This window comes from Pallidibacillus thermolactis, from assembly GCF_025660415.1.
Taxonomy (GTDB): Bacteria; Bacillota; Bacilli; order Bacillales; family Caldibacillaceae; genus Pallidibacillus; species Pallidibacillus thermolactis.
Genome location: NZ_JAOUSE010000030.1, coordinates 13155 through 37912, shown reverse-complemented (window position 1 = coordinate 37912; position 24758 = coordinate 13155). Strand labels below are relative to the sequence as shown.

Here is a 24758-nt window from a genome sequence, read left to right as displayed (position 1 = left end):
ACTGGACATGGAAAAGACCATGTCCAGCCTAAATAAGATAAGAATCTTAGAAAATGATGAGCAAAAAAAGACAAATCCCAACTCAAATGAAGCATTTGAGTTGGGGTTTGTCGACAGTCTGAGCTGTCCTTTACATAGAGAAAGGACAGCTTTTTCATATTATTCAATCGTTACATCTTTTAATTTAAACATACCTGCTGGTGTAATTTCGAATCCTTTAACTTTATTATCAATACCTACAATAAAGTCTGTGTGAAGTAAATAAATCATTGGAGCGATTTCAACTAGTTTTTCTTGAGCTTGTGAATATAAGTCTAACCGTGTTGCTTCATCATTTTCTTGTCTTGCTTGCTCTAATATTTTATCTAACTCAGCATCTTTAGTGAACGTCCGGTTACCTGGATCTCCTACATTTTCAGAATGGAATACGGGATATAAACCGTAGTCTGCATCGGCAGTTACAGTTGTCCATCCAAGAATAAACATGTCATGTTGTCCAGCTGCGGTTTGCTCTAAGTATGCACCCCATTCAAGAATTTCAATTTTTACATCGATGCCAATTTCGCTTAGAGCTGATTGCACATATTCAGCAATTTTCACGCGATCTGGGTTATCATTCGTCCATAGTGTTGTTTTAAACCCATCTGCATAACCCGCTTCAGCAAGTAATGCTTTTGCTTCTTCAACATTATATTCTAATGGTTCTACGGATTCATCGAAGCCCCAAACATGTGGCGCAATTGGTCCTGTAGCAGGTACACCAGTTCCTTCATAGATTCCATCAATAATTTGTGTTTTATCTATCGCCATAGAAATGGCCTGACGTACACGAACATCATTAAACGGTTCCTTTTCCATATTAAAGCCTACATAAGAAAGTGATAAACTTGGTTGTTTATGAACACTTGCATTTGCTAATGACTCTACACGACTTATATCAGAAGGACTTAAAGGATCAATCACATGAGATGTGCCAGATTCTAGCTCTGCTACACGTGTTAAACTTTCTGATACTACTTTAAATGTAACACTATCAAGTTTTGCTTTTTCTCCCCAATAATCTTCATTTCGTACTAGTTTAATATATTCGCCCGATTTCCATTCATCTAATTTAAACCATCCCGTACCTGAAGGATTTAAGCTAATATAAGCTCCTGGCTCATCACCATTTTTCATTCCCTCATAGTCCTTTTCAATGGCGTTAGGACTAATTATTCCACCACCATTGTGTGCTAAGTGAGCTGGAAATGGTGCAAATGGATATTGTAATTTAAATTGAACAGTATAATCATCAACTACTTCAATTGAATCAATCATTTCATATAAGAAAGCTCGAGGCGAACCGACATCCGGGTCAAGTATTCTTTCAAAGTTTTTTTTCACTGCTTCTGCATTAAAGTCAGCACCATCATGGAATTTAATTCCTTCACGCAACTTGAATTCCCATGTTGTATCGTCAATTAGGTCCCAAGATTCAGCCAGACCAGGAGCTAGCTCCATATTTTCATCGTGATAAACTAATTGTTCATAAATGTTATAAGCTACATTACTAGATGATGTATCATTTGAACCATGTGGATCCAAAGATACCGCTTCTGAAAGTTGGGCTATGATTAAATCCTGTGTAGAGCCTGAATCTGATCCCGCATCTCCACCTTTTTCATCGGATGAAGATGACGAATTGTTACTTGAACATGCTGATAAAATAAGACCAAAAACAAGCATCATTACAATAGTAAAATATGTTCTTTTCTTCCTTAACATTCATTTTACCCCCTTATGTATATACCCCTATTCTATTATTCTACTTTTATCATACTCTTCAATTAATATAATATGAAATTTCAAAATATACAATATTTATTATTAAATTATTATTAAAAAAATTACAACAATTAATGACATTACTTGACAAAAATACAGTGTTTTTCTCTATTTTGTCGGTGTTTGTCGAAAGTTTTTTACTAATTTCGATATTTTTCGCTAATATAACATTTCAGAATTATTAGATAATATAGTATTATAGGTATGTCCTACCCTATAAAAATAAAAAAATTTTATTAACGGAATTGCCAACTTTTTACCTACTATTTTATTAAAAGAAAGGATGATAAGATGGCTAATCAACCGGTTCAGACAATTACATCTAAACCACATAGGGTGACCAAACGGCAATCGGAATGGAGGATTTTTTACAGAAATTTCAAGAAGAACAAAGCTGCTTTAATTAGCTTTTTTCTTATCATTTTATTTATTGCTATCGCATTAATTGGTCCACTATTAACAACATATGATCCGACAGCGATTGACTATACGAAAAAACTATTAACACCGAATGGAGAACATTGGTTTGGCACTGATCATGCTGGTCGTGATATTTTTACTAGAATCATTCATGGTATGGGGCTTACTTTATATGTAGGATTTGTGTCTGTGGCGATTGGTGCTATTTTTGGTGTTTTGTTAGGAATTATATCCGGCTATTATGGTGGCGTGGTAGACTCCATTATTATGCGGACAATGGATGTATTGTTAGCGTTTCCAGGAATTTTACTTGCCATTGCAATTGCTGGTGTTTTAGGTGGTAGTTTAAATAACGTCATTATTGCTGTAGCCATATATTCAATCCCTTCATTCGCAAGGATTGTCCGAGGTTCTACATTATCTGTTCGTAAACTCGAATATATTGATGCCGTTCGCGCCCTTGGAGCAAGCGATTTTCGAATAATAATCCGACATATATTACCCAATATATTATCACCCATTATCGTTCAAGCAACACTACGAGTTGCTACAGCTATTTTAACAGCTGCTGGTCTTTCATTCCTAGGATTAGGTGCTCAACCACCTACACCTGAATGGGGAGCAATGTTAAATGATGGAAGATCTTATATTTTCGATTATCCACATGTCGCCTTTTTCCCTGGAATCGCAATTGTGATTATCGTGCTCGTATTTAATATATTCGGAGATGGTTTACGCGATGCCTTAGACCCTAAAATGAGAAAACGTTAGGAGGGGAAATACATGATTCAATTTATTTTTAGACGTTTATTACAATTAATCCCTGTTTTAATAGGAGTAACGATTCTAGTATTCTCTTTAATGCATTTATCGCCTGGTGATCCCGCTCAAATTATCGCAGGGGAAGGGGCTCCGGAACATACAATTGAAAACATCCGAGAACGTTTAGGATTAAATGAACCTTTACACGTCCAGTATTTAACATATGTAGGAAACTTGCTACAAGGTGATCTTGGTAATTCGATTCGTAGCAATCGACCGGTTATTAATGAAATAGAAGCAAGGTTTTGGACTACAGTCGAACTCGCCTTTTATAGTGTCGTGTTGGCTGTTTTCATTGGTTTAATTGCTGGGATTATTTCCGCTGTTCGCGCATCATCTTGGATTGATGCAATCATTATGATTATTGCCTTATTCGGATTATCAATGCCTAACTTCTGGATGGGATTAATGTTAATAAAATATTTTGCAATTGACCACCCAATCTTTTTACCGTCAGGTTGGGGTTCTTGGCAACAAAATATCCTACCGGTCATTACACTCGGTACTGGAGGAGCTGCTATTATTGCTCGGATGACACGGTCGAGTATGTTAGAAGTTATTAACCAAGATTATATACGTACAGCGAGAGCAAAGGGTGTGAAGGAGAGACTTGTTATATATAAACATGCATTGAAAAATGCTTTAATACCAGTAGTTACAGTAGCTGGTTTAGAGTTTGGTAGTTTCTTAGGTGGGGCTGTTTTAACAGAATCAGTATTTGCAATCAATGGAATGGGCCGGCTAGTCGTTGATGCAATTTATCAAAGAGATTTCCCAGTTTTACAAGGAACTGTTCTGATCATTGCTTTATTATTCGTGATCGTTAATACGTTAGTTGATATTTCATACCGTTATTTAAATAAACGAATAGACTTGCAATAGGGGTGAACACATGTGAAAAACATTTTAGAAGTAAAGAATCTTTGTACCTCTTTTTTTACAGAAGAAGGAGAAGTGAAGGCCGTTAACGGTGTTAGTTTTTCCGTACCATCTGGAAGAACGTTAGGAATCGTAGGTGAGTCGGGTTCAGGTAAAAGTATTACATCACTATCTATTTTACGACTTATTCAAAGTCCAGGAAAAATTAAAAGTGGAGAAATTTTATTTGATGGTAAGGATCTCTTGCAACTCTCAGAAAAGGACATGCGCAAAATTCGAGGTAACGAAATTTCAATGATTTTCCAAGAACCAATGACTTCCTTAAACCCTGTTTTTACAATTGGTGAGCAAATTAGTGAAGTTTATCAAATCCATCGGAATTTATCCAAGAGAGAAGCAAAGGAAAAATCAATTGAAATGTTAAAGCTTGTTGGTATTCCTTCTCCTGAAAAACGAATTGATCAATATCCACATGAATTATCAGGTGGAATGCGTCAACGGGTTATGATTGCAATGGCTCTTGCTTGTAATCCGAAATTATTAATTGCAGATGAACCAACGACTGCTTTAGATGTAACGATTCAAGCACAAATTTTAAGGTTAATAAAAGAGTTACAAGAAAAACTTCACATGTCTGTTATTTTCATTACTCACGATTTAGGTGTCGTTGCCGAAACATGTGATTATGTTGCTGTTATGTATTGCGGAAAAGTAGTTGAATTTGCAGACGTCAAAACATTATTTAAAAATCCACAGCATCCGTATACAGTTGGCTTATTAAATTCACTACCACGGCATGATATTGACCAAGAAGAACTTATTGCAATCAAAGGAAATGTGCCCAGCCCTTTTGAAATGCCAAATGGTTGTGCTTTTGCACCAAGATGTCCCCATGCATCAGCCATATGTCATACGAAAGAGCCGGAATTAGTAGCGCATCTAGAAAATAATGAAATTCGCTGCTGGATCTATTCAAATGAGTGGGACGGAAATAAGGAGGTGGATGTAAACGGTGGGCAAAGAACTATTAACCGTTAAAAACCTAAAAAAATACTTTCCGATTAAGGGCGGATTTTTAGGCCGAACCGTCAATCACGTAAAAGCTGTTGACGATGTTTCTTTTACAATTTATCAAGGGGAAACTGTCAGTATTGTCGGTGAATCAGGATGCGGTAAGTCCACAACGGGACGCGCCATTTTACGACTAGATGAGCCGACTTCAGGAAGTATTATCTTTGATGGTACAGACCTCCTCAAGTTAAGCAAATCTGAAATGCGAAAAAAACGGAAAGATATGCAAATCATTTTCCAAGACCCTTTCGCTTCTTTAAATCCACGTCAAACAGTGAAAAGTATTATTAAAGAAGCGATGACCATTCAAAATGTTCATTCAAAAAGTGATCGAGAAAAAGAGGTATTACAACTTCTAGAAACAGTCGGAATTGCTAAATATCAAGCAGACCGATTTCCCCATGAATTTAGTGGTGGGCAAAGACAAAGAATTGGAATTGCACGGGCCTTATCTGTTCAACCAAAAATTATTATTTGTGATGAGGCAGTTTCAGCCCTTGATGTTTCTATTCAAGCACAAGTATTAAACTTGTTAAAAAAATTGCAACGAGAATATAATTTAACTTATTTATTTATTTCCCATGATCTCGGAGTTGTTCGACATATTTCTGATCGAATTATCGTCATGTATTTAGGGAAAATTGTCGAAATCGGTGATAAACATTCTATTTTTGAAAACCCACAACATCCTTATACAAAAGCTCTTTTATCATCGATTCCTGTTCCAGATCCAGAAAAACAAAGAGAACGAATTATCTTAAAAGGGGATCTTCCATCACCCATTCATCCACCATCAGGTTGTCGTTTTCATACTCGTTGTCCTTTTGCAACAGAGTTATGTCAAACAACGGAACCGGAACTTGTTCACAAAAATAATATGAAGACGGGCCACGCAGCAGCATGTCATTATATTGGTAAATTAAATGAGAAAGTTGCTGTTACAAATTAATCATTAGAGTGCCATTTGGAAATGGCCCTCTTCCTTTTTTTATAAAAATATACTTACCACTATTGACATCTTCTTTCTTAAACATTTCTCCCATTACGACTAGACTTAGAATTTTTGTGCATATTTTAGAAGATTAAGGAAATAGAAAAGTAATTTTTAGCATTTTCTAAATTATTGTTTTATAATATACATATTAATAAATGTGAATAGTTAATCATTCTAACGTTTGTGGAGGGAGTCACTTGGAACGCATATCAACAGATCAGTTACTCGAAATTTTTACGGAAATTTTTCCAAAAGATACATCCGTTGCTATATCTGATACGAGGGTTTATCAAGACTACTTTCCCAGTCCATCCATTAACTTACATATTAAACCTGGTGATCAAATTAAAAGGGGAAGTGCAACTTATAAAGCACTTTCATTAAAAAGAAAAATTTTTTCATACGTTGACCCAAGTGTGTTTGGTGTATCCTATTTTGGCTTATCTGTTCCAATATTGGAAAAAGGGAAACCAGATAGAGTTGTGACAGCCATTTTCCCTACGCGCGCTAATTATTCTCTACCAAATTTTTTTACAATTAAAAATGGCGATCGTTGGTATCCGGTACCTGTTCAAAGTATTCTATATTTAGAAGCGGAAAATCGTAAAGCTAAGGTTGTTACAAAAAATATTGATGGTTATCATAAACTTAATTTATCTGAGATTGAATATTTATTACCAGCGGAGCAGTTTATTCGGTGTCACCGTTCTTTTATTGTAAATGTAAATGCCATTGCAGAAATACAACCAGACTTCCATTCTACTTTTCTATTAGTTATGAAAAATGGCGATCGTATTCCTGTTAGCCAGTCCTATGCAAGCTATTTTAGAAAGCAGTTAATGTTTTAATAAAAATAAACCGTTTACAGTTTTTGTTCTGTTTTTTTCTGAATAGTTCCTTTATTTTCTATTTCATTCCAATAGAAATGTGGTTCCCCCCTCGCTTTGATAAGATAATGTAAAGTTCATAAAATGTTCAAAAAGAGGGGGATTACTGTGGAGAAAGAGCTTTCAAACGTATTACCTGAATCTTTAAAGGGTAAAATTGTTTCTGCTGATGAAGCTGCTTCATGGTTTGAAAACGGGATGACATTGGGGTTAAGTGGGTTTACTCGCGCAGGAGATGCTAAGGCAGTTCCACTTGCTTTAGTTGAACGGGCAAAAACTGACCCTTTCAAAGTAAACGTTTACACCGGTGCTTCTTTAGGTTCTGATATTGACAAATTAATGTCTGAACAAGGACTTATCGCAAAACGTTTACCATACCAAACAGATAATACAATTAGAAAGAAGATCAACCAAGGGGACGTATTATATATTGATCAACATTTATCCCATACTGCTGAACTTGTTCGCGCTGGGGTATTGCCAGAAATTGATTTTGCTATCGTAGAAGCGGTTGCTATTACAGAAGATGGTATGATTATCCCTACTACATCTGTAGGAAACTCTCCAATATTCGTTCAAAAAGCGAAAAATGTTATTGTAGAGTTAAATACAAATTTACCAAAAGAATTAGTTGGTGTACATGACATTTACTTACCTGAAAAACAAGGGGAAAGAAAACCGATACCTTTAACAAATTCTAGCGATCGTATTGGTAAAATTGGTATTCCTGTTGAGTTTGATAGAATTAAAGGTATTGTACTAACAACTGAAACGGATTCTCCTTCAACTATCGTACAACCTGATGAAGAAACACAAACAATGGCCAATCATTTAATGTCATTTTTACGTAAGGAAATTGAAGCAGGTCGATTAGATAAAACACTCGCGCCACTTCAAATCGGTGTTGGTTCAGTCGCAAATGCAGTATTACACGGTATGCTTACTTCTGAATTCCATGATCTTGAAGTATATTCTGAGGTACTACAAGATGCTGTATTTGATTTAATTGACGCGGGGAAAGTTAAAGTCGCTTCTGCAACTTCGATTACTTTATCAGAAGAAAAAGGAAATGAAGTATACGGCAACTTTGAAAAATATAAAGATAAATTGATTTTAAGACCACAAGAAATTTCGAACTATCCGGAGATTGTCCGTCGTCTCGGGACTATATCAATCAATACAGCATTAGAAGTTGATATTTACGGTAATGTAAATTCAACACATGTTTCCGGTACGAAGATGATGAACGGTATTGGTGGATCCGGTGACTTTGCACGTAATGCTCGTCTAACAGTATTTGTTACAAAATCGGTTGCAAAAGGCGGTAACATTTCCAGTATTGTTCCTTTTGTATCGCATGTAGATCATACTGAACATGATGTTGATGTTATTGTTACTGAGCAAGGTTATGCTGATTTACGTGGTCTTGCACCGAGAGAGCGTGCGGAGTTGATTATTGAAAATTGTGCACATCCTATGTATAAAGAACAGTTGAAAGATTACTATTTTGAAGCATTAACACAAGGCGGCCAAACACCTCACATTTTAGAAAAAGCTTTTTCATTCCATATTAACTTTGCTAAAAATGGAACCATGTTAGAAAAAGTTCCTGTAACAAACTAATTCTTTCGTTCCTTATAGGTTGTCCAATGATTCGGACAACCTCTTTTATTGCCATAATTCAACAGGATCGATTTATTTCAATTTTTAGAACAGAGCAAATGCGACAATCTAAGAATCATGATAAGATATGAGTAAATATAAATTGAGGATGATGAGAAATGAAAAAGGCCGAAATACAAAAAAAAATGGACGAATTAAAAAGTGATTATATACGTATTCAAGGAGATATGGAAAAATTAGAATCCCTTGGCAAGCATAGTAATGTTGCATACTCTGAAAAACTGCTTGAAGAAATTGAAGCTGAGTTAAAACGGTTGCGGGAAAAACTTCAACAAACGGAATCGTAAACGCTAATAACAAAAGACGCAAGTAAAAAACTTGAAATAAATAAGAACTTACAACACTGAATTTTCCTTCTAATTGGAAAAGGGGACTACTTTCTCTGTTCAAAAGAGTAGTCCCCATTAAACATTTTTATTCTGCTATATCTGCCCATTTATATTCATAAGTAGGACCAAATGGATTGTAATGTATGCCTTTCACTCGTGGTGAAACCAGTTGTGCAATAGAAGATTGGTAAATTGGTGCAATCGCAGCGTCCTCAAATAGGATTTTTTCTGCCTCTAAGAAGTTCTCATAACGTTTCACGTTATCCGTTGCATATGTTGTTGTCGTTTCAAGTACGAGTCGGTCATATTCAGAATTGGAATATCCCATCATATTATTTCCGCTATCTGTAGTCCATAGATTCATATACGTAAATGGATCAAGGAAATCAGCACCCCATCTTGAAATTTGCATTTCATATTGCATTTTTGTATCTAAATCCAGACGTTGTTTTTTAGGTACTCGTTTAATATTTACGGTTAAACCTTCTAAGTTGGTTTCAAGTTGGTTAGCAATGTATTCTGTCATGAGTTTGGTTGTTTCATCATCATCGACTAATAATTCTAGTTCTACTTTTTCTTCATTAATCTCTGTTAGTCCTTGTTGCCAAGCTTGTTTGGCAGCTTCTAAATCATATGTCACTAAGTCACCATTGACTTCACGGAAGTCTTCACCAGTTTCCGGAATTGGAGTAAAGTCTTTTGGAATAAGACCGTTTGCTACAATTGAACCATTATTTAAAATTTCATTCACTAATGCCTCTTTATTAAAGGCTTGACTAATAGCCGCTCTGATATTTTTATTTGCTAACGCAGGATGAGCCTCCTGATTGAATTTAATAAAGTACACAAATGTTGCTGGCTGAATATGGAACTCATCGTTTGTTGCATATTGGTCTACAAGATCAGATGATAAGTCAACTCTATCTAAAGAGCCTTCATTATACAAGTTTACTGCCGTTTGTGGTTCTTTCATCACTTTGAACGTAAGCTTGTCCATTTGAACTGTTTCAGCATCCCAATAACTCTCATTTTTTACTAATTCCCAAGAATCGCTTGTACTTGTCCAATTTTCCATTGTGTAAGGTCCATTGGAAAGTAGGGTATCAGAACTTGTCGCAAATTTATCGCCTTGTTCTTCAACAAATTTCTGATTTAGCGGTAAAAATGTACCAAACGTTACAAGAGTTTCAAAATATGCAATTGGATTTTCTAGTTCAACGACAAAAGTATAATCATCTTCAGCATGTACTCCTAATTCCTCTTTAGGCAATTCACCAGAACTCACAGCTGTTGCATTTTTAATAACATTATTCATCATATATGGTCCATATTCAGAACCTGTTGCAGGATCAACGGCACGTTGCCAAGAATAGACGAAATCGTGTGCTGTCACCGGATCACCATTTTCCCATTTTGCATCTTCACGAAGATGGAATGTCCATGTTAGACCATCCTCACTTACATCATGACTTGTTGCAATTCCAGGTACTGCTTTAGCATCGGCATCCAGTCGATATAAACCTTCCATCGTTGCTGCTAGATAAACAAAGGATGATTCATCTGTAGCAATGGATGGATCCATTGAAGGAATAGCTTCTGGATTTGGAAAATGTAATACTTTTTCATCTGATCCGGGAGAATTTTTTGACTTCTCTGTGCTTCCGGTTTCATCACTACCACAAGCAGCAATGAATGGAATAATAAATCCCAAAATCATGACTACAAAAATGTTTTTTAGCTTCATCTTGTAATACCCCCTAATCAGTTATGACCCTCTTTAACAATTTAGTATATTGAAATATATTAAATTATATAGTATTATAACTTCGAATTTAAAAAAAGTAAACACTTTTTTAACAATTCAATAATTATTCTGTGTTTTAAAGCTTTATTTAATTAAAATGTTTGCTATATTAAAATAAAGTTATTCATGTATTTACCAATTTATTCGATAAGGGATTTGATTAGATACTGGACTTTTAATCGGATACCTTACTATAATAGAAAAGCAATCGGTAATGATCCGATTGCTTGGTAATGGATTATGTTTTTTTATTCAACTGCATCTTCGTGTTCTTCTTCAATCTCAACTTTTGTTATAAGTACTTTATCAACTCGTACATGATCCATGTCAACAATTTCTAAAACAAAATCTGCTACTTGAACGGTATCACCAACACGGGGAATATCGCCTAAATTCATTGTTATGTAACCGCCAAGAGTATGGAAATTATTTCCACCACGAAGGCTTGGTTCATCTTCTAAATCAAAAAATCGGGCAAATGTATCAATGGGTAATAATCCATCAGCTAACCATGTATCATCCGATCTTTTTATAATTTGTGGCTCATCTTCATCATCACTTTCAGGTAGTTCACCAACAATATTTTCCATGAAATCATGCATTGTTACATAACCTTCAATACCACCATACTCGTCAATAACCATGGCCTCATGTTGACCTGATTTTTTCAAAGCTTCTAAAGCTTGGAAAACTTTCATTGGTTCTGGAAGGATCAATGTATCACGAATACACTCGGAAAGATCGAGATGTTCATTTTTAGCCATTTTTGCAAATATATCTTTTGTATGAATAATCCCGGCAAAATCATCTAAACTGCCACGCCCAGCAGGGAAACGGGAGTAATTACTTTCTAACATTTTTGCAAGATTTTCTGCTAAAGGTTTTTCTAAATCAATCCAAACAATTTGTGTTCTTGGTGTAAGGATATCACCAAGACGTTTATCCCCTAAATAGAATATTTGTTCAACCATATCTTGTTCAATTTCTTCTACAACACCACTGTAAACCCCTTGTTCAATTAACTGAGCGATTTCTTCTTCTGTTACAGCAGGTTCATTTTTCGGCTTAATTCCTAATATTTTTAAAACAAGTTCCGTTGATCGACTTAAAAACCATATAAGAGGTTTGCCAACTTTAGAGAAAAAATACATCGGTTTCGCGACTACCATTGACACACCTTCGGGATTATTCATCCCTATTCGTTTTGGAACGAGTTCGCCCAGAATAAGAGATAAATATGTAGATAATCCAATTACAATAATATAACTAAGTTGACTAGCAAATGGTGCTAAAAAACTGATCTTTTGTAAGTAAGGTGTTACTTGAGAGGCAATTGTTGCACCTCCAAAGGCACCAGTAACAACCCCGATTAAAGTAATCCCAATTTGAATCGTTGATAATAACTGGTTCGGATTATTTGCCAATTTCAAGGCAATACCTGCTTTTTTATTTCCCTCTTCTTCTAATTTCTCAAGTTTTGTTTTTTTGGAAGTCACAATGGCAATTTCCGTCATGGAAAATACACCATTTATTAAAATTAATAATAACACTAATATTATGGGAATCCATAAACTATCCAAGTGTAAAATCACTTCTCCTTTAAATTAGATACTTGTTTGGATTATTTTAACCTTTTAAAAAATATTTTATCATAATCGTTTGGACGATATAAAATTTAAACATTTAAAATCGAAATTTTTCACAAAAAGTTTGTGAAATCATATACAATATCAGAAGGATATATTACATTCTTTATAGAAATAATGATATAGGAATATTTTGATTACATTTAATAAGGAGGGGTGGAGCTATTGAAGGATAGCTCCGAAAATATGGCGAATAAATATATCGTACCGGTTGACCAATCAGAACATTCAAAACGAGCAGTAAACTATGCTTATTCATTATGTAAAAAGTTAGATGGAGAAATTATAATAGTGAATGTTCAGCCGAACTATACCTTCTCGCCAAACGTCCACCGTGTAATATCAAAAAAGGATATTGAAAAATATGTTGAGGAATTAGGTAAGGAAGTCATTGAACTTACATTAAAAGATAGTCAAGGTCAAGAATTGATAACAGAGAAGATCGTTTTAACTGGGGAACCTAAAATTGAAATTACAAAAATTGCAAAGGAAAAAGGCGCAGAAGCAATTGTTATGGGGTCTCGTGGACTAGGACCTGTTAAAAGTGCAGTATTAGGTAGTGTAAGTGTTGGAGTCTTACAATTGGCGCCATGTCCAGTCATCATTGTTCCATAGCACATACTTATTTCTTTATTTGTGGTATACAAAAGTTTATGAAGACTTTTATATACCACTTTTTTTATATAAAAGTGTAATTTTCACCGATCTTGAAAGAACAAATTATAATTTTAAAACTATGTATGCTTACATCACCATGCAACTCATTAAGCAAATCTATAATGACTAACTGCACCCTTTTTAGATTTTACAAAATAAGGAATATTTTTCTCAAAACCGGACAGATTAATAGGCAGAATTGAAAAAAATTGGAAGTGATAAAGATTTGGGTAATGTAGAAAAAAGACAGCTCTTTATCGCATTTGTCATGATCATAATATTTGTTTCACCATTATTTATTTTGGGTGAAGATGCCCATATTCGAGTACATGACAATTTGGACTCAAATCTAGCCTGGTATAAAGTTCTCGCTAATAGTGGACAACTATTTGGTTCTGTTGATGCAACTATTCCACAAATAATTAACGGTTTGCCACGTTATGCCTTCGGTTCAGAATGGACAGGCATCGTCTTACTGCATGCCTTATTCCAAACGATGACTGCTTATGCCATAAGTCAAACGATTACCCGTGTATTTGCGTTTATCGGGATGTATTTACTATTAAAAGATTTTTTTATTAAAGATAAAAAAGCACACCTGATCACTGTCGGTGTTGCTTTAACCTTTGCCTTAACTCCATTCTGGCCATCAGGGATGTTAAGTACACTAGGGCACCCGTTAGCACTATGGGCGTTTTTAAAAATTCGGCAAGGAAAAGATACATGGAAAGAATGGGTAACCATTTGTTTATTACCCTTTTACTCAAGTATTGTTCTAGGATTTTTCTTCTTTTTAGTTGCCATTTTTATTTTCTGGCTCGTGGATGCGATTCGAAAGAAACAATTAAACGGTCGCTTTTTGTTTAGCATTATATTAATGGGTGTTATTTACTTACTTGTTGAATACCGCCTTGTCTATGCAACGTTATTTAGTGATGAGGTTAGCCATCGTGTCGAATTTATTTCATCCAGGCATGAGTTGTTACGAAGTTTGCGACTATCCCTTAAAAACTTTGTATTTGGCCATACCCATGTAATGACCAACCATACGATTGTCATTTTGCCTATCCTTTTACTTGTCATTGGTCTAATCATACTAAGAAAACAATGGCGTCAAGAAAAATTAATTCTCTTTCTTTTTATTCTAAACTACGCCTTATCCCTTTGGTATGCTCTCTGGTTTAACGTAATGTGGATACCACTAAAGGAAAAAATTGAGTTATTAACCACTTTTAATTTTGCCCGTTTTCATTTTTTACGACCGCTTATTATTTATTTAAGTTTTGGACTATCTTTATATTATTTATGGCGAACAGGATGGAGGAAAATTGTGTATATCGCCATTATTGGGCAAATCATTGTATTAATTCCATTTAATGAAGAAATCCATTATCGAGTTATTCATCATATGCCTTCTTTTAGAGAATTTTATGCTACAGAACTTTTTCAAGAAATTAAAGAATATATAGGTAGACCCCAATCGGAATATCGAGTTGTCTCAATTGGCCTTCATCCAGCAATATCACAATATAACGGTTTCTATACGTTAGATACTTACAGCAATTTTTATCCCCTTCGATATAAATATCAGTTTCGGGAAATTATTGCGAATGAGTTAGAAAAAAATAAAAAGCTCCGAATTTATTTTGATGAATGGGGAAGTCGATGCTACGTATTTGTCGATGAACTTGGGAAAAAATATGATTTTCGAAAAAAGTCAAAGCGAGTCATCCAACATTTGGATATGAATACGGACGCATTATATGAAATGGGAGGTCGCTATATTTTTTCAAGCCTTCCCATTGAAAATGCACATGAAAACAATTTAATTTTTGAAAAAAGTTTTGAACATCCTGAATCAGCATGGAAAGTTTATCTTTACCGTGTCATGTTGCAAAATACTTCGTAAGGAGAGACTTCTATGGAGAATAATAGTCCGTTACTTGCCATTGTGGTCCCTTGTTATAACGAAGAAGAAGTTTTACCAGAAACAATAAAACAGCTATCTTGTTGTTTAAACGATTTAGTAAATGACCAGCTTATCCATATGGATAGTAAAATATTGTTTGTTGACGATGGTAGTAGGGACCATACTTGGTCGATTATTGCAAGGGAAAGTATTCGAAACCCATTGGTGACCGGAATTAAACTTACTCGCAACGTCGGTCATCAAAACGCATTACTTGCTGGTTATCTAGTAGCGAAGGAAAAATGTGACTGCGCCATTTCCATTGATTGTGATCTTCAAGATGACATTTCCGTCATTCGTAACTTTATCGAAAAATATCACCAAGGATATGAAATCGTCTATGGTGTGCGTGATTCTAGAGAGACGGACACTTGGTTTAAACGAACAACCGCTCTTTCCTTTTACCGATTAATGAAAAAAATGGGGATTCATCTTGTACACAATCATGCAGACTTCCGGCTCCTAGGAAAACGTGCCCTAGAAGAATTGGCAAAATACGAAGAGAACAATCTTTTTCTTCGTGGCATTATTCCTCTTCTCGGGTTTAAAGCAACAGAAGTTTACTACGATCGTAAGGAACGATTTGCTGGCAAAACGAAATATCCGCTAAAGAAGATGTTATCTTTTGCGATCAATGGTATTACTTCTTTCAGTATGATTCCGATTAGAATCATTACTTTTCTAGGCTTCGTCCTATTTTTCATAAGTATATTTGCAGGGAGTTACGCCCTTATTCAGAAAGTACTCGGTTTTACAAGTGCAGGATGGACTTCACTAATGATTTCTATCTGGTTCATTGGTGGATTGCAATTAGTTGCCATCGGAATCATTGGCGAATATATCGGGAAAATTTTCATGGAAGTAAAAAAACGACCAAAGTTTGCCATTGATATTGATCTTTATACGAAACCAATGTTAGGGGAGCAGAGTATAAAAGATGAAATACTGGTCAATTTAAAGCACAAAAAAGAGGGCTGATGTAAGGAATACGGTTTTATTCCCCATATCAATGCACTTTTTCACCAACTTCCAAACAAAGTGTTTTCAGCACGTGGATGAACACTGTTTTTCCCAGGAAAACAAGCAAGAACTGCTTTCAACACCAAATTGAACGCACTTTTTCTTCGGCAATCAAACAAAAACTGTTTTCAACACCAAATTGAACGCACTTTTTCTCGGGAAAACATGCAATAACTGCTTTCAACACCAAATTGAACGCACTTTTTCTCGGGAAAACATGCAATAACTGCTTTCAACACCAAATTGAACGCACTTTTTCTTCGGCAATCAAGCAAAAACTGTTTTCAACACCACGTTGAACGCACTTTTTCTTCGGCAATCAAACAAAAACTATTTTCAACAAGCTCTCCCCTCAAAAAAACTCTATTCCCCTTAGTCACGTTAAGGGAATAGAGTTTTTTAAGAATAATTATTAATGTTGATATTGGACCTCATACAAGCGGGCAAAAACACCATTTTTTGCCAGGAGTTCTTCCCTTGTACCTTGCTCAACAATCCCTTGTTCTGTTACAACAACAATTTTATCAGCATTACGGATGGTTGCTAACCGGTGTGCAATAACAAGGGTTGTGCGATTTTCGGCTAATTCATCTAAAGATTTTTGAATTAAGCGTTCAGTTTCAGTATCAAGGGCTGAAGTTGCTTCATCTAGAATTAAGATTGGTGGGTTTTTTAAGAACATCCGTGCAATAGCAACACGTTGTTTTTGACCACCAGATAGCTTCATCCCTCGTTCGCCCACTTGGGTATCGAGTCCTTCAGGCAAGTTTAAAATAAAATCGTATATATCGGCACGTTTTGCCGCTTCTAGAATCTCTTCATCAGTTGCATTCATTTTTCCGTAAGCAATATTTTCACGTAATGTCCCTGTAAATAGAAACACATCTTGTTGTACAATTCCAATTTGCGAACGGAGTGATTTTTTCTTCATATTACGTATATCAATACCGTCAATGCTAATAGATCCGTCATCCACATCATAGAAACGCGGAATTAAGGAACAGATAGTAGACTTACCAGCCCCGGACGGCCCGACGAACGCCACCGTTTCGCCCGCTTTAATTTCTAAATTAATATTTGCTAACACTGTTTTATTATCCTCATAACTGAAGGATACATTTTGAAACGTAATATCTCCTCTTAAGTGGGGCACCTCAATGGCGTCCTCCACATCTTGTACGTCCGGCTCACTATCGATTAATTCTGTAAACCGTTTAAAACCTGCCATTCCTTTTGGATATAGTTCCATCAAAGCACTAATTTTGTCCACGGGCTTAAATAGTACGTTGACATATAAAATAAAACCAACTAACTCCCCGTATGACAGACTACCACGAAAACTAAACCAAGCACCCACCACAAGCACAATCAATGTAGCAAAACGTGTCATCATGTACATACTGGAATTTGTCATCGCCATAACTTTATAGGCTGCAAGTTTAGCTTTATGGAACTTCTTGTTGTCCTGAGAAAAACGCTTGATCTCATACTCTTCGTTCGTAAAAGATTGTACAACTCGAACACCGGAAACACTATCTTCTACTCGGGCGTTTACATCAGCAATTTTTTCATACATAGTTTTCCACGCTTTATTCATTTGTATATTACAGTACGTAATGACAATCACAAGCAACGGAATCACAAGTATCGTCACAATAGCAAGCTGAACATGTACTTGTACCATAATACAAAAAGCACCAATAATCGTCATGACTGCAATAAAGGCATCCTCCGGACCATGATGAGCCAGTTCTCCTATATCAAACAAGTCGTTCGTAATTCGACTCATCACATGCCCTGTTTTCGTATTATCAAAAAAGCGGAAAGATTGACGTTGTACGTGGGTAAATAACTCTTGGCGCATGTCTGTTTCAATATTGATTCCCAACATATGACCAAGGTAACCAACAATATATTGTAAATACGTACTAATTAAATACAAAACTAGTAACGCTGCACTCGTTGAAACAATTTTTGACCAATCACCACTAGGCAATAGTGAGTCAATAAACCATTGCACCGCAATTGGAAACGCTAACTCTAAAATTGCTACGATAATCGCACTTGTAAAATCAATCGTAAACAATTTTTTATGTGGTCTATAATAAGAAAAAAATCTCCGAAGCATAATCGATCTCCTTTTTATTTCTACATACTATCAAATACTACTCCTCATATTCTATACTAAAAAATACAAGAGTTCTATTTTATAAATTTGGAAAATGCTCATCTCTTAAAATTGTAAAATTTTACCGTTAGTTTAATTGGTGATAAAATAAAACTACCTACTATTTTATAGAGGTGAAATCTTTCAATGATTAATATTCTTGTAACTTTAAACTCCAACTACATCCCACCCTTAAAAGTTTTACTCAAATCATTGTTTGTCCATAACAAAGATGAGCAATTCACCATTTACCTCATACATTCAGAACTAACAAAACAAGAGCTAGATTTACTCCGGTTTTATATAGAAGAACATGGACAACATTTTTACCCAATTTTTGTAAAAAAAGAATTATTTAATGATGCACCCGTTTTCCGACATTACTCCGTTGAAATGTACTACCGATTGGTAGCCCACTTGTTTTTACCAGATAACGTCGATCGCATTCTGTACCTCGACCCTGATATTGTTGCCATCAATCCAATTACCGATTTCTATTATACTGAATTTGATGATTGTCTTTTTGTTGCTGCAGAACATGAACATATCGCACGTTTTGTTAAAGGGATAAATAATCTGCGCCTTAATACCCCCTTTGCTAAAGGATACTTTAATACTGGCGTCCTACTAATGAATGTAACATTAATGCGGAAATTAGTAAGTTTAAAAGAGATTTATCAGTTTATTAAAAAAAATAAATATAAACTTATTTTTCCTGATCAAGATGTGTTAAATGGACTTTACTGGGATAAAATTAAACCCGTTGACAGTTATCGTTACAATTACGATGCACGTTTTTTTAAATTTGGTAAAATTTCTCGAAAAATAGCAGGAGATCTTTCTTGGATCAAGAAAAATACAATATTCATTCATTATTGCGGAAAGGATAAACCGTGGCATGTTGACTATAAAGGGGGGCTCGGAATATTTTACCAGCGATATGCAGAAATGATACAATCTAACCAAGAAAATATATTGAGTTCAAAAAAATAGGAGTTGATAGTATGAAGGAAGAGTTAATTAAACGGTTCACGACCTATGTCAAAATTGACACGCAATCCAATGAAGAAAGTGATACGACACCTTCTACTCCAGGTCAATGGGATTTACTGAAATTACTTGAACAAGAATTAAAGGAAATCGGTTTAGACGAAGTTGAACTTGATGAAAACGGTTATTTATTCGCAACATTGCCGGCAAATACAGATAAAAATGTACCGACGATTGGGTTTTTAGCCCACGTTGATACAGCAACCGATTTTACTGGTAAAAATGTAAAACCACAAATTGTTGAAAATTATGATGGTGGAGAAATCATCCTAAATAAAGAAAAAAATATTGTTCTATCTCCAGAACAATTTCCATCCTTAAACAAATATATAGGACAAACTTTAATTACAACCGATGGAACTACACTTCTTGGCGCAGATGATAAAGCAGGCGTTGCAGAAATTATGACAGCAATGAATTACCTCGTTCAACATCCTGAAATTAACCATGGAACCATTCGTGTTGCCTTTACACCAGATGAAGAAATCGGTCGTGGACCACATAAATTTGATGTAAAACGTTTCAATGCAAAATATGCCTACACAATGGATGGTGGCCCACTGGGTGAACTAGAATATGAAACATTTAATGCAGCTGCTGCAAAAATAACGATAAAGGGGAACAATATTCATCCAGGTTCTGCAAAAAATAAAATGGTCAACTCCTTAAAAATCGCTATGGAATTAAACGCCTTACTTCCTGCCGAAGAAGCACCTGAGCATACGGAAGGCTATGAAGGATTTTACCATTTACTACAAATGAATGGCGATGTGGAAGAAACAAAACTTTACTATATCATTCGTGACCATGATCGTGACAAATTTGAAGGAAAAAAACAACATTTAACAAACATTGTAGAAGAGCTAAATGAAAAATACGGCCAAGGAACGTTAACACTTGATTTGAATGACCAATATTACAATATGAAAGAAAAAATTGAGGAAAACATTGAAGTGTTTGAATACGCAAAAGAAGCATTGGAACGCCTCGATATTGAACCAAAAATTACACCTGTTCGTGGAGGAACAGATGGTGCCCAATTATCTTACATGGGCTTACCGACACCTAACATTTTCGCAGGTGGCGAAAATATGCACGGAAAATTCGAATATGTTTCTGTTGAAACAATGGAAAAAGCGACTCAAGTGATTATTGAAATCGCGAAAATCTATGAGGAAAAGGCATAATATTATCGTTTCCTCGGGTGCCACTAGAGGGAAACTCTATGTAATATTGATAATATTAGCCTCAATAAAAGAACTGCCGTATGATACACGGATAAATTCCTTTCATTGGCAGTTCTTTTCATTATTGCACTATCTCCACCTCTGGGTATTCCACTCCAAAAGTTGCAACGGTGACTTTTTTCATCACTTGATCTTCTAATGGTTTATCATTGGCATCCCGATCAACACTTACAATCTTATCTACAACGTCCATTCCTTCTGTAACCTTGCCAAAGGCTGCATATTGTCCATCTAGATGAGGGGCTGCTTCAACCATTATAAAAAATTGGGATCCGGCAGAATCAGGATGCATTGCCCTTGCCATGGAAACTATTCCTCGTACATGTTTTAAATCATTTTCAAAGCCGTTGGTTGTAAATTCCCCTTTTATTGTATATCCAGGACCGCCGGTACCATCACCAGAAGGGTCACCACCTTGAATCATAAAACCAGGAATTACACGATGGAAAATTGTTCCGTCATAAAACCCTTGTTCTACTAACGAGACAAAGTTCGCTACTGTATTTGGGGCAATCGCCGGGTATAATTCCATCTTAATGATTCCCCCGTCCTCCATTTCAATTGTGACAACGGAATTTTCCGTTTCTTTGTTGCTACAGCATTTAGGAATAGACAAACGAATAAAACAACACATAATATTTAAATGGGAAAATATTTACTTTTTGGCCGCATAGAAATACCCCTCCCAATAATTACTAGTTCCAATCAATTATATATGCTTTCAAGGAAAAATGAAAAATTATATTATAAACAATTTAATTTTTTTATTTTAGCGTTGACTTTTTCATATTTTATTGTAAGATAATTAAAGAATAAAATAGTACCTTTAACTCAGTCCCGTGAGGCTGGCAAGGTTGTCGGAAAAAATTTCGTACAGAAAATACGGATGGACTAAATATATTTATATATATTTATCTAACGTTCGATCTTTAGGCGCCTTGCTGGTTTTTTAAGCAAGGTGCATTTTTTATGCCTTGCACAGCTCGGAAACGTGATTTTTTAATAACGAAATGGATTAAAGAAGGGGAGAGTGTGTATGGCAAAACAGGAAATTCAGGTCGATGAGAAACTTTCATTCCTCGAAAGTTTACCATTAAGTTTGCAACATTTATTTGCAATGTTTGGTTCAACTGTACTTGTTCCAATCTTATTCGGTATTGATCCCGCTACAATATTATTAATGAACGGGATTGGGACCATTTTATATATCCTAATAACAAAAGGGAAAATCCCTGCATATCTAGGTTCCAGCTTTGCCTTTATTTCTCCAGTTTTTGTTGTGTTAAATCGTTATGAAGGTAGTGAAGGTTATAGTTATGCTCTAGGTGGATTTCTTGCTGTTGGGGTTGCCTTGATTTTAATTGGATTACTGATTAACGCTATAGGTACGAATTGGATTGATGCAATATTCCCACCAGCTGCAATGGGGGCTATTGTTGCTGTTATCGGTCTTGAATTAATCCCTGTAGCAGCGGAAATGGCAGGATTTATCCCCACAGCTGATGCTGGCGCAGACTGGACTATGGATACAAATACCGTTACCGTTTCAGTTTTAACATTATTTATTACCATTATTTGTTGGGTTACTCTACGGGGCTTTTTAAAGATTATTCCAATTTTGCTTGGTATTGTTGGTGGCTATATGATCGCTTGGTTTGCTGGTCTTGTGGATTTCACTAGTGTTCAAAAAGCACCTTTTATTGCAATGCCTACTTTTTACGAGATTAAATTGAACTGGTCGGACATTTTTGCAATTTTACCTGCCGTCCTTGTTCTCATGCCAGAACATATCGGCCATACAATCGTTACCGGCAATATTGTCGGGAAAGATCTAACAAAAGACCCTGGACTTGGTCGTTCCTTTATTGGTAACGGAGTTTCTACGTTACTTTCAAGTTTCGTCGGTTCAACTCCAAACACAACTTACGGTGAAAATATCGGTGTACTCGCGATAACTAGAGTATATTCAACATGGATTATTGGAGGAGCAGCAGTAATTGCCATTATACTAGCATTCCTCGGAAAGTTTTCAGCCTTAATTTCAACTATACCAACAGCAGTTATGGGTGGTATTTCGTTACTATTATTCGGCATGATTGCTGTAAGTGGCTTACGTACACTCGTTGAATCAAAAGTTGACTATAGTAAAGCACGCAATTTAATTCTAACATCTATCGTATTCATTGTCGGTCTTAGCGGTGTTACAATCCAAATCGGTGAAGTACCTTTAAAAGGAATGGGACTTGCCACGATTGTTGCTATGATCGTAAGCTTATTCTTTCAACTCCTTGATTGCTTACATCTTTCTAATGAAGATAAATAAATACTTAGTTCAAACTTTAAAAGCCATTGGAGTTCCAGACCCAATGGCTTAATTTGATAGAAGTTGTAAAAACGTAGTAGCTTCCTATATCATTAGTAAGCTTAAAGCCATCACAGCCATCCCTAGCATTAAACCATAAATCGATGTATGGGCTTCATCGTATTTTTTGGCTGCTGGCAATAACTCATCTAAAGAAATAAATACCATGATTCCAGCTACTGCTGCAAATATGATACCGAACATGAAATCGTTCAAAAATGGCATAAGTAATAAGTAAGCAACAAATGCTCCTATTGGTTCTGACAATCCAGACAAAAAGGATAAATTAAACGCTTTTCTACGACTACCAGTCGCATAATAAATCGGAACAGATACAGCAATCCCTTCTGGAATATTATGGATCGCAATCGCAACAGCAATAGAAACTCCTAATGCTGGGTCATTTAGAGCAGAAACAAATGTTGCAATTCCCTCAGGAAAATTGTGTATCCCTATTGCTAAAGCGGCAAAAACCCCCACTTTCATTAAATCATTTTGTCTTGGAATCGGATCAGCCATATCTTCTATCTTTTTTAACTCATGGGGATTCGTTTGTTTTGGAATAAACTTATCAATTAATGCGATGAGTATCATTCCACCAAAGAAACCTATAACGGTTACCCATTTTCCGTTCATTACTCCAAGTTCATTTACCAAGGCCTCTTCCGCTTTCATAAATATTTCGACAAAGGATATATAAATCATGACTCCCGCTGAAAACCCTAAAGCAAAGGAAAGGAATTTCGTATTTGTCCTCGATGTAAAAAAGGCAAGTAAGCTACCAATTCCTGTTGCCAAGCCGGCTATTAAGGTTAAAGTGAATGCGATTAATACATTTTCTGTCATCCGCTATTCTTCCTTTCCAAACTAAATATATGTTCTTATAGTGTTCCCTATATTTAACATATGTTCCAATGTTTAAAAATATATGGAAAAACAAAAAGTTTCCCTTGGTAAACATTTTAATACAAGGGAAAATATTCGACAACTATAAAGAATTACTTTCGAAACTTTCACGTTTAAACGACTTTATAATAAAAAAAACCAGTCTCCGAAGAAACTGGTTAAGGCCACTTTTGCCGTATTTGATAATGAAGTTTATAAACCACCACTCTTACAAGTGGGTGTTTGCAGAAGCGTTCCTGCATGCCCTTCAAGTCTTTTAGACGAAGATTTGTCATTCCCGCTTCATCTCTTAAACTCCCGATTTATTATTTAGGTTAAAACTTTATTAACATTACGTACAATGTAGCTCTTGATTAAAGATTAAATGATTTTGATATAGATTTCAATGGCTATCTTTTAATCTTTTGATATTGCATGTATTTCTCTAATTTGTACAGTATCTTCCTATTTTTTCTTAAATGTATCAGGCATGACAGCGGCAATCACCTCTCCTTTAGCACAAAAGATATCGTCTGCAAACATCTCCGTCACTACCTTCCATTTTTTCGGATGGATCTCTTCTACTGTACCAACTGCTTTTAAAAGTGCCCCTTCTGGCGTAGGTTTCAGATAATCTATATGTAAAGAAGCTGTGACAAAACGTGGAGGTTCTGTCCCATCGCCAATTTCGTGGCCATTTTTCCGATGAAGGACAAGGGCCGCTGAACCCATGCTATGACAATCGATTAAAGACGCAATTAATCCACCGTAAATAAAACCAGGAATGCCTATTTGATCTTTCGTTGGTCTATAGTATGTAACAGTCTGATTCGTGTTGTTTAACCAACCAGTCCGAAAATGGTGACCATCTTTATGTAATCTACCACAACCATAACACCAAGCAATCTCGTCCCTGTAATAATCCTGAACAGCTTTTTCAATAAATTCTTTCATACTATCTCCCCCTTTAAATTTTATTATAATAAATATTGTTCCAAATATTAATAATTATATATAGATGTAAAGTCCTTCTGTCTATATG

General features: G+C 35.5%; 20 protein-coding genes and 1 other RNA gene. 13 read left to right on the top strand and 8 right to left on the bottom strand.

Annotated elements, in window-relative coordinates; translation table 11 throughout:
• Positions 1–159: 159 nt before the first annotated feature.
• Positions 160–1764 (bottom strand): glutathione ABC transporter substrate-binding protein, encoded by a 1605-nt coding sequence (locus tag OEV82_RS10335; RefSeq protein WP_263061826.1) that lies wholly within the window; start codon positions 1762–1764, stop codon positions 160–162.
• 351 nt (positions 1765–2115) lie between these two features.
• Between OEV82_RS10335 and nikC the strand changes: the two genes are divergently transcribed.
• The 7 genes from nikC (at position 2116) to OEV82_RS10300 (ending at position 8867) form a co-directional block, all read left to right on the top strand.
• Positions 2116–3015, top strand: a complete 900-nt coding sequence (gene nikC, locus OEV82_RS10330; protein WP_263061825.1) for a nickel transporter permease — start codon at positions 2116–2118, stop codon at positions 3013–3015.
• Positions 3016–3027: 12 nt separating this feature from the next.
• Positions 3028–3948: a nickel ABC transporter permease gene (gene nikB, locus OEV82_RS10325; RefSeq protein WP_263061824.1), complete on the top strand. Its 921-nt coding sequence runs from the start codon at positions 3028–3030 to the stop codon at positions 3946–3948.
• Between the two features lie 12 nt (positions 3949–3960).
• Positions 3961–4983, top strand: a complete 1023-nt coding sequence (locus tag OEV82_RS10320; protein WP_263061823.1) for an ABC transporter ATP-binding protein — start codon at positions 3961–3963, stop codon at positions 4981–4983.
• The gene (locus OEV82_RS10315) at positions 4958–5965 is read left to right on the top strand and encodes an ABC transporter ATP-binding protein (RefSeq protein ID WP_173661623.1); all 1008 of its coding nucleotides are present in this window, start codon (positions 4958–4960) and stop codon (positions 5963–5965) included. Before OEV82_RS10320 ends, OEV82_RS10315 begins: the two co-directional genes overlap by 26 nt.
• Positions 5966–6207: 242 nt before the next feature.
• Positions 6208–6858 (top strand): LytTR family DNA-binding domain-containing protein, encoded by a 651-nt coding sequence (locus OEV82_RS10310; protein ID WP_173661622.1) that lies wholly within the window; start codon positions 6208–6210, stop codon positions 6856–6858.
• A gap of 147 nt (positions 6859–7005) precedes the next feature.
• Positions 7006–8520 (top strand): acetyl-CoA hydrolase/transferase family protein, encoded by a 1515-nt coding sequence (locus OEV82_RS10305; protein ID WP_263061822.1) that lies wholly within the window; start codon positions 7006–7008, stop codon positions 8518–8520.
• Positions 8521–8678: 158 nt separating this feature from the next.
• Complete coding sequence (locus tag OEV82_RS10300) at positions 8679–8867, top strand: SE1832 family protein (protein ID WP_173657804.1); 189 nt, start codon at positions 8679–8681, stop codon at positions 8865–8867.
• 127 nt (positions 8868–8994) lie between these two features.
• Here OEV82_RS10300 and OEV82_RS10295 read toward each other — a convergent pair whose 3' ends face one another.
• Complete coding sequence (locus tag OEV82_RS10295; protein WP_173657805.1) at positions 8995–10653, bottom strand: peptide ABC transporter substrate-binding protein; 1659 nt, start codon at positions 10651–10653, stop codon at positions 8995–8997.
• 308 nt (positions 10654–10961) lie between these two features.
• Positions 10962–12263 carry a hemolysin family protein gene (locus tag OEV82_RS10290; RefSeq protein WP_263061827.1) on the bottom strand — a complete coding sequence of 434 codons (1302 nt, stop codon included), beginning with the start codon at positions 12261–12263 and terminating at the stop codon, positions 10962–10964.
• 261 nt (positions 12264–12524) lie between these two features.
• Here OEV82_RS10290 and OEV82_RS10285 point away from each other — a divergent pair, with 261 nt between their 5' ends.
• The 3 genes from OEV82_RS10285 (at position 12525) to OEV82_RS10275 (ending at position 15963) form a co-directional block, all read left to right on the top strand.
• Positions 12525–12974 (top strand): universal stress protein, encoded by a 450-nt coding sequence (locus OEV82_RS10285; protein ID WP_173658016.1) that lies wholly within the window; start codon positions 12525–12527, stop codon positions 12972–12974.
• 268 nt (positions 12975–13242) lie between these two features.
• Positions 13243–14925: a DUF6044 family protein gene (locus OEV82_RS10280; protein WP_263061821.1), complete on the top strand. Its 1683-nt coding sequence runs from the start codon at positions 13243–13245 to the stop codon at positions 14923–14925.
• Positions 14926–14937: 12 nt separating this feature from the next.
• Positions 14938–15963 (top strand): glycosyltransferase family 2 protein, encoded by a 1026-nt coding sequence (locus OEV82_RS10275; protein WP_263061820.1) that lies wholly within the window; start codon positions 14938–14940, stop codon positions 15961–15963.
• A 454-nt stretch (positions 15964–16417) separates the two neighbouring features.
• Here OEV82_RS10275 and OEV82_RS10270 read toward each other — a convergent pair whose 3' ends face one another.
• Entirely contained in the window at positions 16418–18133 is a 1716-nt protein-coding gene (locus OEV82_RS10270) for an ABC transporter ATP-binding protein (RefSeq protein WP_263061819.1), read from the bottom strand.
• 186 nt (positions 18134–18319) lie between these two features.
• On the opposite strand from OEV82_RS10270, the gene OEV82_RS10265 reads away from it, so the two are divergent.
• Complete coding sequence (locus OEV82_RS10265; protein WP_263061818.1) at positions 18320–19165, top strand: glycosyltransferase family 8 protein; 846 nt, start codon at positions 18320–18322, stop codon at positions 19163–19165.
• Between the two features lie 11 nt (positions 19166–19176).
• Positions 19177–20409: a peptidase T gene (pepT, locus tag OEV82_RS10260; RefSeq protein WP_263061817.1), complete on the top strand. Its 1233-nt coding sequence runs from the start codon at positions 19177–19179 to the stop codon at positions 20407–20409.
• Between the two features lie 121 nt (positions 20410–20530).
• Here the strand turns inward: pepT and OEV82_RS10255 are convergent, their stop codons facing one another.
• Positions 20531–21103 (bottom strand): peptidylprolyl isomerase, encoded by a 573-nt coding sequence (locus OEV82_RS10255; protein ID WP_407672762.1) that lies wholly within the window; start codon positions 21101–21103, stop codon positions 20531–20533.
• Between the two features lie 402 nt (positions 21104–21505).
• On the opposite strand from OEV82_RS10255, the gene uraA reads away from it, so the two are divergent.
• Positions 21506–22792, top strand: a complete 1287-nt coding sequence (gene uraA, locus OEV82_RS10250) for a uracil permease (protein WP_263061816.1) — start codon at positions 21506–21508, stop codon at positions 22790–22792.
• Between the two features lie 84 nt (positions 22793–22876).
• Here uraA and zupT read toward each other — a convergent pair whose 3' ends face one another.
• The 3 genes from zupT to OEV82_RS10235 all read right to left on the bottom strand — a co-directional run bounded on the left by zupT (position 22877) and on the right by OEV82_RS10235 (position 24670).
• On the bottom strand, positions 22877–23677 hold the full coding sequence (gene zupT, locus OEV82_RS10245) for a zinc transporter ZupT (protein WP_263061815.1): 801 nt from the start codon (positions 23675–23677) through the stop codon (positions 22877–22879).
• A gap of 217 nt (positions 23678–23894) precedes the next feature.
• A non-coding RNA gene (gene ssrS / locus OEV82_RS10240) (6S RNA) lies at positions 23895–24089 on the bottom strand.
• Positions 24090–24181: 92 nt separating this feature from the next.
• The gene (locus tag OEV82_RS10235) at positions 24182–24670 is read right to left on the bottom strand and encodes a PaaI family thioesterase (protein WP_173661250.1); all 489 of its coding nucleotides are present in this window, start codon (positions 24668–24670) and stop codon (positions 24182–24184) included.
• Between the last annotated feature and the right edge of the window lie 88 nt (positions 24671–24758).